This window comes from Kaistella sp. (assembly GCF_032060305.1).
Taxonomy (GTDB): domain Bacteria; phylum Bacteroidota; class Bacteroidia; order Flavobacteriales; family Weeksellaceae; genus Kaistella; species Kaistella yananensis.
This window is the reverse complement of the sequence record NZ_DAMBHK010000034.1, coordinates 1-12,633: the sequence shown is the minus strand read 5'-3', so window position 1 is coordinate 12,633 and position 12,633 is coordinate 1. Positions and strand designations below refer to the sequence as shown.

General features: G+C 39.7%; 12 protein-coding genes. 6 read left to right on the top strand and 6 right to left on the bottom strand.

The features are described 5' to 3' along the window. Window positions 1-172: 172 nt before the first annotated feature. From tnpA to V5N63_RS06510, 5 genes are all read right to left on the bottom strand, one after another. Window positions 173-649: an IS200/IS605 family transposase gene (gene tnpA, locus V5N63_RS06530; protein ID WP_332033299.1), complete on the bottom strand. Its 477-nt coding sequence runs from the start codon at window positions 647-649 to the stop codon at window positions 173-175. A 363-nt stretch (window positions 650-1,012) separates the two neighbouring features. Further along, window positions 1,013-1,273, bottom strand: coding sequence for a DUF3820 family protein (locus V5N63_RS06525; RefSeq protein WP_332033298.1), 261 nt, complete (start codon window positions 1,271-1,273; stop codon window positions 1,013-1,015). Window positions 1,274-1,276: 3 nt separating this feature from the next. Further along, complete coding sequence (locus tag V5N63_RS06520) at window positions 1,277-2,359, bottom strand: AI-2E family transporter (RefSeq protein ID WP_332033297.1); 1,083 nt, start codon at window positions 2,357-2,359, stop codon at window positions 1,277-1,279. A gap of 21 nt (window positions 2,360-2,380) precedes the next feature. Beyond that, on the bottom strand, window positions 2,381-3,115 hold the full coding sequence (locus V5N63_RS06515; protein WP_332033296.1) for a beta-carotene 15,15'-monooxygenase: 735 nt from the start codon (window positions 3,113-3,115) through the stop codon (window positions 2,381-2,383). A gap of 69 nt (window positions 3,116-3,184) precedes the next feature. Further along, a complete protein-coding gene (locus tag V5N63_RS06510; RefSeq protein WP_332033295.1) occupies window positions 3,185-3,907 on the bottom strand; it encodes a hypothetical protein in 723 nt (240 codons plus the stop codon). A gap of 76 nt (window positions 3,908-3,983) precedes the next feature. On the opposite strand from V5N63_RS06510, the gene V5N63_RS06505 reads away from it, so the two are divergent. From V5N63_RS06505 to V5N63_RS06495, 3 genes are read left to right on the top strand one after another with little or no spacing between them, the layout of a single operon-like run. After that, a complete protein-coding gene (locus V5N63_RS06505) occupies window positions 3,984-4,961 on the top strand; it encodes an aminodeoxychorismate synthase component I (protein ID WP_332033294.1) in 978 nt (325 codons plus the stop codon). Beyond that, on the top strand, window positions 4,945-5,571 hold the full coding sequence (locus tag V5N63_RS06500) for an aminotransferase class IV (RefSeq protein WP_332033293.1): 627 nt from the start codon (window positions 4,945-4,947) through the stop codon (window positions 5,569-5,571). The genes V5N63_RS06505 and V5N63_RS06500 overlap by 17 nt, the downstream gene beginning before the upstream one ends. Window positions 5,572-5,627: 56 nt before the next feature. After that, window positions 5,628-8,192 carry a DUF5686 family protein gene (locus V5N63_RS06495; RefSeq protein WP_332033292.1) on the top strand — a complete coding sequence of 855 codons (2,565 nt, stop codon included), beginning with the start codon at window positions 5,628-5,630 and terminating at the stop codon, window positions 8,190-8,192. Here the strand turns inward: V5N63_RS06495 and menD are convergent, their stop codons facing one another. Continuing rightward, window positions 8,193-9,857, bottom strand: coding sequence for a 2-succinyl-5-enolpyruvyl-6-hydroxy-3-cyclohexene-1-carboxylic-acid synthase (menD, locus tag V5N63_RS06490; protein WP_332033291.1), 1,665 nt, complete (start codon window positions 9,855-9,857; stop codon window positions 8,193-8,195). A gap of 90 nt (window positions 9,858-9,947) precedes the next feature. On the opposite strand from menD, the gene V5N63_RS06485 reads away from it, so the two are divergent. The 3 genes from V5N63_RS06485 to V5N63_RS06475 all read left to right on the top strand — a co-directional run. Beyond that, complete coding sequence (locus V5N63_RS06485) at window positions 9,948-10,895, top strand: isopenicillin N synthase family dioxygenase (RefSeq protein WP_332033290.1); 948 nt, start codon at window positions 9,948-9,950, stop codon at window positions 10,893-10,895. An 89-nt stretch (window positions 10,896-10,984) separates the two neighbouring features. Further along, on the top strand, window positions 10,985-11,947 hold the full coding sequence (locus V5N63_RS06480) for a YpdA family putative bacillithiol disulfide reductase (RefSeq protein WP_332033289.1): 963 nt from the start codon (window positions 10,985-10,987) through the stop codon (window positions 11,945-11,947). Window positions 11,948-12,313: 366 nt separating this feature from the next. After that, the coding region (locus V5N63_RS06475) for a GTP-binding protein (protein WP_332033288.1) at window positions 12,314-12,633 on the top strand (320 nt) is incomplete at its 3' end.

Below are 12,633 nucleotides of genomic sequence, written 5' to 3'. Positions count from 1 at the left end.
AGGAACTTGATAGTTATAGATTTAATATCCGTTGTAATTATAGTGTTCCGTTCAAACACCGCATTCTCCTCATCTGCAGACTTAGGAAATCTTCGGGCGGTTCCGTAGGAACCAAATGTGTGTAGCAAAGAAGGTTCGCGGACGAAGGAGCGTTCCGTAGGAACGCCATGACCTAATCTGTTTTATCATCATAAAATTCAAACACATATGTTTGATCAAAATTCACATCGAATTTTATCAGAAATTCCATGTACTCATCTCTAAAACTTTTCCTTTTATGATGTTCTTTCTGATTTTGAATATAATCTACCACAGCATCCCGCTGGCTTTTAGAATATGAAAAGCATCCGTAACCTTCTTGCCAATAAAATGGAGTCTTAAGGTATTTTTTTCCATTTATAAAATTAGTAGATGAAACTTTTATTTCTTTAACCAACTGAGATATCGGAGAAGATAAATCTTTCAGACTTAAAAAAATATGAATATGGTCCGGATTGGCGTAAATAGAAATCAGTTGATGTTTTTTATTTTCAATGATTCCCGAAATGTATTTTTGTACTTCCTCTCTGAAATCTTCTTTAATCAAATTTTCTCTGCCTTTTACTGCAAAAATGAATTGAAGATAGATTTGCGAATAGGTGTTGGCCATTTTTGATTAATATTTTAACATTGCGTTCCTACGGAACGCTTTTCTCTTAAAACCTTAATTCTACACACATTAGGTTCCTACGGAACCTTCCGGAAAGTTATATTCTGTGGTGGTTATGCAAGTAATTTTGTTAATAAAACAATTGACATAATAATAATTTCAACAAGTCCGAAAAGCATTAAGAGAATCCCCAAAAACTTTAATTTCCGGGGCATGTTAAGTTTTAAAGTTATTTTCCGCCACCAATTCTTTGCCTTTAATTTTTCGTATTCGTAAATATCATGGGCATTATTGTAGAAATAGCGACCCATAAAAATGCCGAATACTCCGACTAATATCAGATATAATCCTGATCCAATCATACTAAAACTTATAGACTTTCTTCTTCGTCTTTTCAAAACTCACTTTCCCACGGATTGGGGTAAGCAGGTCCATTAAACCATTGATTTTGATTTCGTAAATAGTAGAAAGCTGCATCCCCAGTTTGCCTTTGGGCATACCTTCCCGATAAAACCATTCCAGATAATTGATGGGAAGATCTGCAATTACAGTGTCTTTATACTTCCCGAAAGGCATTTTCGCGCTGCAAATTTCCTGCAGGATTTCTGGCTTTAAACCTTCCATTTTTTAAATACTTAAATCTATTTTTTTCTCGATCTCTTTTGGTTCCGGCATAATAAGTTCCCGGTCGTCATCAGAAAATTCATCTCTGTAAACCTGGATTAAAAGGACCGTAATCGAAATAAGAATCGGCCCGAAAATCAGTCCCATAAACCCGAAAAGATTCATACCCATAATGATTCCGAACACCGTATTTAAAGGATGGATGTTTTCTAATTTCTTTAAAAGAGTGAATCTTAACAGGTTATCCGTTAATCCCACGGCGATAAGACAGTAAGCTGCAAGCCCAAGCCCGGCACCCATATTGCCTTCTGCAATCATAAAAATGCACACAGGAACATAAATAATCGCCGCACCAACGATAGGAATCATCGAAGCGACTGCTGTTAAGGCAAAGAGGAGAAGCGGGCTGGGTGCGCCAAAAATCCAGTATCCTATAATCGCCACAATTCCCTGTCCGATGGCGACAACAGGAATCCCAATCGCGTTGGCAACAACCATTTTCTGTATTTTTTCGCCAAGCAAATTAATGTTAGCCTTTTTAAGGGGGGCTGAACTTCTTACAAGTCTTTCAAAAAGCCTTGGCTTCTCCAGCATAAAATACAGAATAAAGTACATGGACAGGATTACAGTAAGGGTATTAAAAGTACTGCTCACTGCGGTGGTCGAGAAACTTCCCACCTTGTCTTTCAGTTTCGTTAAATTCTCCTTGCTCAGAATATCGACTCTCGTTTTGGAATACACATAATCATGAATTTTATCTACAAAAACATTGAATTTCTGCATATAAACAGACGCATTACCTAGTTTTTCAATAAGCAGGTCGGCGATAAAATAAACAGGAAGAATCAAAATGAGCAGTGTGCCCAAAATAATTACTGTGGATGCGAGCCAGGGCTTCCACTCTCGTTCTTCCTGAAGATAAAGATTGTATTTTCTGGAGATAATGTAAAGGGTAATGGCGCCCAGAACAGAAGGAATAAATAAAGACAGATTAAAACAGATTAATCCTGCAAGCACAGTAATAAGAGCCAGCAGAAAGATCTGCTTTATTTTTACCTCGCTGATTTGGTGTTTCCTGTTGGGCATAATTTTAAATTCTAATCAGAATCAGTTATTGAAATTAAGTTGTCTGGGTTTCCCGCAGAACGCGACATACGCTGAATACATTACGACAAAATAGAACGGAAGTGTTGCCACGATTCCGATTCCGCAAAGTAAAATCCCTGCAATACTGATCAGTAATCCTAGAAGTGATGTTCCTAAGAAGACACCGTAATGATCCTTGGCGATTCTGAAACTCTTGCTGAAAGCTTCAGTAAAGGTGGCATTTTCAAAAAGTAAAATAGGATAACCCAAAAGCAATAGCGGAATCACAAGAAAAACAGGTAGTAAACACATCATTAACGCGATTCCCATAGTTACCGACGCCAGAAGACTGTAGATTACAATCTGAACAAAGTTCTGTCTGTAGCCGATAAATAAATCCGAAGCCTGCAAACGCTCCTGATTGTTATATTTATTTGCCATGTAAATGATTCCGACGTAAAGTGGAGCTAAAAGCAGGCTTACAATTCCCGAAAGACCGTAATAAATTTTCATTCCGGGAACTGCCCAGATATCGATCGATGAAAAATCACCGTCGGCAGACCGGATTTCCTCAGAAAAACTCGCTGAATCGAATCCCGAAAGCGGCTGAATAACCATGGAGACAATAAAATAAATCACCATCGCCAGAAGTGCGTAAAGAAAAATTCCCTTGTACATGTCGAAAGCGTGGGATATAATTTCGCTGGTACTTCTTTGTGGCACTTTATTGCCATCCATTTCCTGAAAAGTGTCCATAGTTTTAATTTTTAATGTTTCCCAAATTTAAATTTAAAATTGGAAAAAAACAGCATCTAAAATTAACTTTTAAACAACTTCTTTGTAATAATGCTGATAAAGTGTATAAATCATAGCATTTAAAAACGGAAAAGTCAGCAGAAAACCAACGCCGCAAATTAATACGCCGCTTAAGCTGAAGAGAAAAGCTACCAGCATCGCGGGAACTACGGTGCTGAAATTATTGCGCAGGACTTTAAACGTAAGCGAAATTCCTTCAAACGTCTTTACATCCATAAAAAACATCAGTGGAACACAGAACAGCGTGATGAAAATCCAGAATATGCCCAGAAACAGAAGCGCATTGGCGTAGGTGAAAATAATGATCCAGAAAAGGTAAAATCCGAAAAACCTGAAAAAATCGAAGCCAATATATCCAGCAAAGAGGTCGTTCAGCGTCACCGGCTCTTTCAGGTCAATTTTTCGGTAGATTTTGTAAAGACCTACATTCAGGGGATTGATGAGCGCCAGGAGAACAAAAAATGCCAAAGCGAAATTACGCATTTGTTGTAAACGCGCGATTTCCTCCATTTTTTTATTGAATGCCGGAAGATCCGTACGCACTAAATCCTGATACTTAATGAATTCATCCCAAAGTCCAAAATACTGAAACATATAAAAATAACCCAGAAAAAACAGGGAAAAGTATAAAACACTGAAAACCAACTGATAAAAGAGTGTTTTATTCCAGTAATTAAAAGCGTTTTTCAAAATCTGTCCAAGGCCGAACTGTTGCTGATGGTTATTTTGCATGCCGCAAAAATAAGGTTTAAGATTTAAATTTCCGGTTTTAATTTTTCGCTCACCCGCTTTTGACTATTTTTGCCGCATGGTAAGAAAATTTCACCCCAGTTTCGATCAGATGGATGAGCTTTCCCAAACCGGAACGCCTTACTTCTTTTTGGTGGATTTTTTAATGGAGAATGTTGAGGTTTTCACGGAAGAGGAATTGGATAAATCGGGTTTATTAATTGATTTTCAGAAATTTAAGAAGACGAATGAACCGCTCGGTAAACCTCTTGATATTTCGTTTCAATCCTTCCCGCAAAGTGAAGAATCTTACAGAAAAGGATTTGATCTGGTACAGAAAAACCTGAAAGCCGGCAATTCCTATCTCACCAATTATACCTGTAAAACGGAGGTGAAAACCAACCTTACTTTAAATGAAATTTTCTATCTTTCGCAATCCAAATACAAAGTTTTATACCCAGACAGGTTTGTATTTTTTTCCCCGGAAACTTTTGTAGAAATTACAGATAATAAAATCTTTACCCATCCCATGAAGGGAACCATCGATGCCGGTACCGAAAATGCAGTGGAGGTTTTGAAGGGCGACGTAAAAGAAAAGGCAGAGCATTACACCGTGGTAGATTTACTGAGAAATGATTTGAGCATGGTGGCAGATGACGTGAAACTGGATGAATTTCAGCGGATTGATTTTATCAAAACGCACAACAAAAATCTCTACGCCATGAGTTCGGAGATTTCCGGAGTGCTGAAGCCCGATTTTCAGGGAAAAATAGGAAGTATTATGAAAAAATTACTTCCGGCCGGATCGGTTTTGGGCGCACCCAAAGAAAAAACCCTGGAAATTGTGCTCGAAGCCGAAAATTATGCCCGGGGTTTCTATACGGGAGTTTGCGGCTGGTTTGATGGCAAGGATTTGGATTCCTGCGTCATGATCAGGTTTATAGAAAAAGAGAACGGAAAATTATATTTCAAAAGCGGTGGCGGAATTACCCATTTAAGCAAAGCCGAAACCGAATATCAGGAAATGAAAAACAAAATTTATGTCCCAATTTATTGAAAGTATTAAGATAGAAGACAAGAAAATTTTTCTCTTGGACCTTCACCAAAAGCGAGTTGACGACACTTTTGCCCATTTCGGTAAAGAAACTTCAATCAATCTCGCAGAAATCTTCAAAAATCTGGAGCATGACGAAGATGGCCTATACAAACTGAGGATCAGTTACGACCTGGATAAAAACTTCAGAACCCAGCTCATTCCTTATGCCATTTCTGAAATCAGCAATTTCCAGCTGGTGGTAAACAATATCTATGATTACTCTTTTAAATTTGAAGACCGCAAAGAACTCGAGAAAATGCTTCGGCAGGCAAAATCCAATGAGATTATCATTGTAAAAAATAATCATATTACAGATACTTCTTTCTCGAATTTGTTGTTTAAGAAGGGAAAAGAATGGTTTACGCCTTCAACGTATCTGTTGAACGGTGTTCAGCGGCAATATCTTCTGAAAAATAAAAAAATAAAGGAAGCAGAAATCACCTTGCAGAATATCGCAGAGTATTCTCATTTTCAAATCATTAATGCGATGAATGATTTCGATGATATGTTTATTTATCCCATTGCCAGAATTACCAATCTGCCCGGAAATTCCGTTGATAACGAATTTTAAACCTTAAACCCAAAACTGCCGGCTCACCTGCTTTCGCTCCGCCTTGTTCTGAAAAAATGAAACCTTCCACCGACTTGATCCACAAAAATTTTCAGTCCCTGCTGCGATGTAAATTTACAGTCACCATTCTTTTGTTGTTGGCGACCTTATCATCTGCCCAAACCCGTATTTCAGGTAGAATTACCGATGAAAAAACAGGCCAGCCAATTTCCGGAGTCGAGATTTTCATCAATAACCGGGAACAGGCAGAAACCGTCACCAAGGGAGCTGATTTTCTTGTTGAATCTGATTCCGGAATCAGTACAGCAACCTTCATCAAAAGAAATTATAAACCGGAAATTCTCAATTTCGAGGACTTTCGCTTTGAAAATCTTGCCGTGAAACTTCAGTCTGAAAAAGTAGAACAGATTAGTGAAGTGGTGATTTCGGGCGTCAGCAAAAAAAAGTATAAAAACAAAAAAGAGAATCCGGCCTACGCCATCATGCAGGAAGTCTGGAAACGCCGTAAAACTAACGGGTTAGCCCGGTACAGCGATTACCAGTTTCAGGAATATGAGAAAATTGAAATCGCACTGAATAATATCGACAGCGCTTTCATGAAGAAAAAAATCTTCAATAACCTCGAATTTATTTTTGACTATGCGGATTCGGCGAACTATGATAAAAAACTTTCGCTGCCGGTTTTTTTCAACGAAACCATGTATAAAACTTATGGCCGCAACGCTCCTGAAAAGAAAGAAAACAGAATCATTGTCGCCAACAGATTTTCTGGATTTAACGACAACGAACTGGTGGCTTCTACGGCAAAAAATCAGTTCAAGGAAGTTAATATCTACGATAATACACTGAATTTCTTTAACATCGGTTTCCCGGGTCCTGCGGGGACAGATGGATTCAATACCTATGAATATGAACTCACCGATTCCCTCTCTGTGGACGGTACTGATGTCTTCGTTATTAAATATTTTCCTAAAAATAAGGAACTGCTGGCATTTCAGGGAAATCTTTATATATCCAGAGACACCTATAATATTGTAAAGGCAACATTGCGGTCAACCAACAAAATCAATGTGAATTTCGTGAACGGAATTTATCTCGAAACGGAATACGACAACTTGGATGATGCGGTTTTCCTGCCCAACAGAACATATACAGAGCTGGAAATGTCGGTTTTTGGAAAGAAAAAAGATGCGAAAAGTGTACTCTTTAAAAGAACTGGAATTTTCAGCGGTTATCTTTTCAATAAAAATTTTGATGATCAGCTTCTTGTCGACAGAGGCCAGACGCTGAGTGACGAAAATCTAAAGAAATCCGACGCATTCTGGGAGCAGAACAGAACAGAACCGCTTTCGGAAACAGAACAGAACGTGTACACGATGGTGGGAGAACTCGAGCAGGTTCCGAAATTCAAAAGAATCGTAAAACTGGTTGAAATCCTGGAATCGGGTTATATCAACGCCTGGAATGCCATCGATTTCGGTGATATTTATTCCGTTTACGGAAATAATGAGGTGGAAGGCGACCGCGTTCGTGTCGGCGCAAGAACCTATTTTTCGCCAAATGATAAATGGCGCGTCTCCGGATATACCGCTTATGGATTTAAAGATAAAAAACTTAAATACGGATTGGAGGGCAGGTACATGTTCAGCCGCGAAAACCGAGCTACCGTTGGTTTCGGGAGCAGGAATGATGTCATCCAGCTCGGCGCACAACTCATGAACGATGATGGAATTATGACCCGCTCTTTCGCCTCGTCTTCGGTTTTTTCATCGGGAACCAATGCTTCTTTGAGTACCGTGAAGCAGAACAACTTCTTCTTTTCTCTGGAGCCTCTCAAGAATTTTGAAGTGAGGATGGATGCTGCGCTTCAGAACATAAAATCCGCCAATCCCGAAAAGTTCGACCTCGATTTTTATAAAGACAACCAGTTGAAATCTGAATTGAACGATTTCCACACCACCTTCAGTCTCATCGCAAAACCGGGTGCAAGATATTCGCAGTATGGTGTCGACAGATATGCTTTTACAACACTTTCGCCAACATTTGTCCTGAAATTCACCCACGGTTTCGAAAATGTTCTGGATGGGGATTTCGATTATAACAAACTTCAGTTTCTTTATTCTCAGCCTGTAGTAGTAGGGAATTTAGGGCGTTCGGTCATTAATTTTGAAGCCGGAAAAAACTTCAGCACCGTTCCCTTGGCATTGCAGAACATCATTCCCGGAAACCAGTCCTACAGTTTGGTTCCCAACACTTTTGCGCTGTTGAAATACTACGAATTTGTTGCTGATGCATATACGACTTTAAATTACGAACATCATTTTCAGGGGAAAATCCTGGCACACATTCCACTGATTAAAAAGCTGAAATTCAGAGAATTGATTTTCCTTCGCGGTGCTTACGGAACCTTAAGTGAGGCGTCGAAAAACATTAACTTCGAGAGCACGAAGTATTCCGCTCCGGATCAGCAAATCTATTATGAATACGGTTTCGGGCTCGAAAATATCGGCTTCGGGAACTTAAGGATTTTACGCGTCGATTTCAACTGGCGCGGGAATTACCTCGACAGACCAGATGTTTCTAAATTCGGCGTGAAATTCGGCTTCCAAATGAATTTTTAATTACTTTAGGTATTCAAAGTACGCTTTCAGGACTGCCGCATTTTCAATAGCCGAAGTGTCAACTTCAAGAATTTTTGCCTTTACATCGCTTTTAAAGAAATGATCTAAAACCCGCGAAAGCGTATCTTCATCGTCAACTTTCGTGTAAGCAAACCCGAAATGTTTAGCCAGGTGTTCCGCATTTTTGTGATGCGAAGTAAGGATAAATTCATCGAGCGCATTCGTAGAATCCGGCCCCGGAATAATTTTGAAAATGTCGCCGCCCCCATTGTTGAAGACGATGATTCGCGTATAAGGCGGGATGTAGTTGTTCCATAAACCGTTGATATCGTAAAAGAAACTCACATCGCCCGTAACAAGCACGGTTTGGTCCTTCGCCTTCATGGCAAAGCCCATTGCCGTGGAGGTACACCCGTCGATTCCGCTCGTACCGCGGTTGCAGTGGATGCTGTCGGTTTTATACTCGAAGAGTTGTGCATACCTGATGGCCGATGAATTGCTGAAATGCAGGTTCGCATGTTCAGGAAGTTTATCGGCAAGGATTTCGAAGAATTTAAAATCTGAAAACGGAGCTTTCAGGCAGTATTCTTTATGTTTTGCGTCTCTTTTATCTCTCAGCACATCCCACAGATTAAAGTAAGGCTGGGGCTCCAGCGTGATGAAAGGCAAAAGTTTTGAGAAGAAGACTTCCGGCTTGGTCTCAATTTTTTCTGTCAGCGAAAAGAAGGTGTCGGGTTGCCACACTTCGTGGATGTGCCAGTGATTCTTAGGTTTTGCTTTTCGCAGAAACTGCTTGATTTTTTTTGAAACCACATTCTGACCAATAGTAATGAGCAAATCTGGTGCATAGGTTTTGAAATCTTCTTCCGAGAAATTAAAAATATACCGGTCGATATGGTTAAAAAACTTCGGATGTGTCAGATTCGAATTGGCTTCGGTTAATACAACAGCGCTGTGATTTTTAACGAGTTGTGTAAGCTGCATTTCAAGTTCTTCGCTGTAATCTCTTGTTCCGGCCAGAATCATGATTCTTTTCGAAACATTCCATTCTGCAGCCAGATTCGAAGGCAGTTCGTACTTCTTTTTCTGTATCGTTTTTTCTACGGTCGGGAAAACAGGAATTTCAGATACAAGCTGATAAAGCGGCTCTGCTAATGGAATATTGATGTGAACCGGACCTTGTTTTTCGAAGCAGATCTCGATCGCTTTCTTTATTAAACTGAAGTTTTCTTCTTCTGCATTTTCTTTATCATCTTCCAGAAGCTGGAAGTCTCCGTAAGAATGCTGTTGATACAGATCTTTCTGGCGGATGGTTTGCCCGTCGAAAATATCCACGAAATCCGATGGCCGGTCTGCAGTAAGGATTAAAAGTGGAATGTTCTGATAAAATGCTTCAGTAACCGCAGGATAGTAGTTGGCTGCTGCCGACCCGCTTGTACAGGTTAGCGCAACCGGTTTTTTAATGCTTTTCGCCATTCCCAGACCTACAAACCCCGCACTGCGCTCGTCAACAATGCTGTAGCAGTTGAATTCATCAGTCTCAGAAAAATGAATGGCCAGAGGCGCATTTCGGGAGCCCGGTGAAATTACAATGTCGAAAATTCCGTATTCTTTAAGGAGGTGCCCTAAAACCTGTATGCTTCTTTTCGAAGAAAATTGTTTCATTTGAAATATTGACTAACTGCAAATTTACTCATAATTAAAATTTTAATAAGAAAAATCATACTTTAGCAGTCAAATTTTTAATCCAATAAAATGAAATTAGTTCCAAGTGTGGATTTGCGTGATTTCCTTTCGGGTGACCCGGAACGCAAACAAAAATTTGTAAATGAAATCGGAAAAGCATACGAAGAAATCGGATTTGTTGCCCTGAAAGGTCACTTTCTGGATGACAAACTGGTTGATGAACTCTACGGAGAAGTTAAAAACTTCTTCGACCTGCCGGTAGAAACCAAACAGAAGTACGAAATCCCGGGAATTGGAGGCCAGCGCGGTTACGTAGGATTTGGTAAAGAAACGGCAAAAGGCTTCAAAAAAGGAGATCTTAAAGAATTCTGGCATTTCGGTCAGTATCTCGAAGACGGATCTAAATATTCCTCAGTTTATCCCGATAACGTTGAGGTACCTGAGGTTCCAAGATTCAACGAAGTTGGAAAGGAAGCTTTCAAGATGTTGGAGAAAACCGGTGTTTACGTTTTGAGAGCTTTGGCTTTGCACCTCGGTTTGGATGAATTCTACTTTGATAAATTCGTAAGTGAAGGAAATTCTATTTTAAGACCAATTCACTATCCGCCGATTACAGAAGAGCCTGATAATGCGGTTCGTGCTGCGGCACACGGAGATATCAATCTGATTACGCTTTTGATGGGAGCTCAAGGCAAAGGTCTTCAGGTGATGAATCACGATGGGGAATGGATCGACGCGATTGCCGAACCGGATGAACTGATGATCAATGTTGGCGATATGTTATCCAGACACACGAATAATAAACTGAAATCTACGATTCATCAAGTGGTCAATCCGCCGCGTGAATTGTGGGGAACTTCCAGATATTCCATTCCTTTCTTTATGCATCCGGTGAGCGAAATGCCACTGAATGCCCTGGAAGGAACTTATGACAAAAACAACCCGAAATTGTATCCCGATACCACAGCCGGAGAATTCCTGCACGAAAGATTGGTGGAATTGGGATTGATTAAGTAAATATTTTTAAAAATACGAAATAGAAGCGGGCTGATTTTTCTGTCCGTTTTCTTTTGCTTCACCAATAATGGTTTTCGTAATTTTGCCGGATGGAAATTTTAGATGTACTGATTATCGGCGCCGGCCCGATTGGCTTGAACTGTGCTTTGGAGGCAGAAAAGAATGGTTTAAGCTATGTGATTATAGAAAAAGGAACCATCGTCAATTCCCTCTACAATTATCCCTTATACATGCGCTTTTTTTCTACGGCCGATAAGCTGGAAATTGCTGAAATTCCTTTCATCACAACATCGCCAAAACCAGGTAGACAAGATGCTCTGGAATATTACCAAGGGATTGCCCGACAAAAAGCACTGAAAATTAAGCTTTATGAAAAAGTATTAAACATTTCGAAAAACGAACTCTTCGAGATTCAGAGTTCGAAAGCAAAATATCTGGCAAAAAACGTCATCATCGCTACCGGATTTTACGATATTCCGAATCTGCTGAATATCCCTGGGGAAAACTTACCCAAAGTAAAGCATTATTATACCGAGCCTTATCCGTATGCTAACCAGAAAGTTGTAATCATCGGTGCCAGCAATTCAGCCGTAGATGCAGCTTTGGAAACCTATAGAAAAGGAGCAGAGGTTACGATGATCATCAAAGGTTCAGAGATTTCCAAATCTGTGAAATACTGGGTGAAGCCGGATATCGAAAACCGAATTGCGGAAGGAAGCATCAAAGGTTATTTTAATGCAGAAATGATTGAAATTAAAGAAAATTCTGTCATTTTTAAAGACGAATCAGGCAAAATCCATGAAATTAAAAACGATTTCGTGCTTGCAATGACCGGCTATCTTCCCGATTTTGAATTTCTAAAAGACTCTGGCATCGACTTAAAGGGCGACAGTCTCGTTCCTGCCTATAATGCCGAAACCATGGAAACGAACGTAGCCAATCTTTATTTGGCCGGCGTGGTGTGTGGCGGAAAAGACACCCATCTTTGGTTCATCGAAAACTCCCGAATTCATGCGGAAATAATTCTGAACCATATTGCTGACAGAAACTAATAATTTCAGTTTATTTCCGTATTTTCATAACATGCTATAAAGCAGCGAGTTAAATCGCCTGTTATCTTGTTGAAACTGCATTTTTCAGCCTGTTAATTCTCTCTAAACCCTTTACTGAAAACGTTTACAGAAGGTTGAACCGTAGTTGAACCACATATCTGCCGTGCCAAATTAAAGTCTCCCTTTAGTGTACTTCATGTGTTAGCCTGCAATAAGCAATTCCAACCCTTAATGCGAAATGTCATGAATTTACTTTTTAAAAATAACAGCATCCAATTTAAATCTTTTGTAACTTTAACTACCTAAAAATCAAATGCAGGTCATTTCCTTTTTAGCATTCCCATAAAATAATTAAAACTATATATTATGAGTGCTAATACCAAAGATTTACGAAATGTGGTTTTACTCGGTCATTCCGACAGCGGCAAAACCACGCTTATAGAAACCATGCTTTACGAAGGCGGAGCGATTAAGCGCCGTGGATCAGTCGAAGGACAAAACACGGTGAGCGACCATACAGACCTCGAGCACGAAAAAGGGAAAACCATTTTCTCACACCAAATGTTCGTAAACTGGAAAAACAACAAAATTAACATTATCGATACCCCAGGATTTGACGATTTCGTTGGCGAGGTCGTTTCTTCATTAAAGGTAGCTGATACCGCAGTTATCGTCCTTAATGCTGC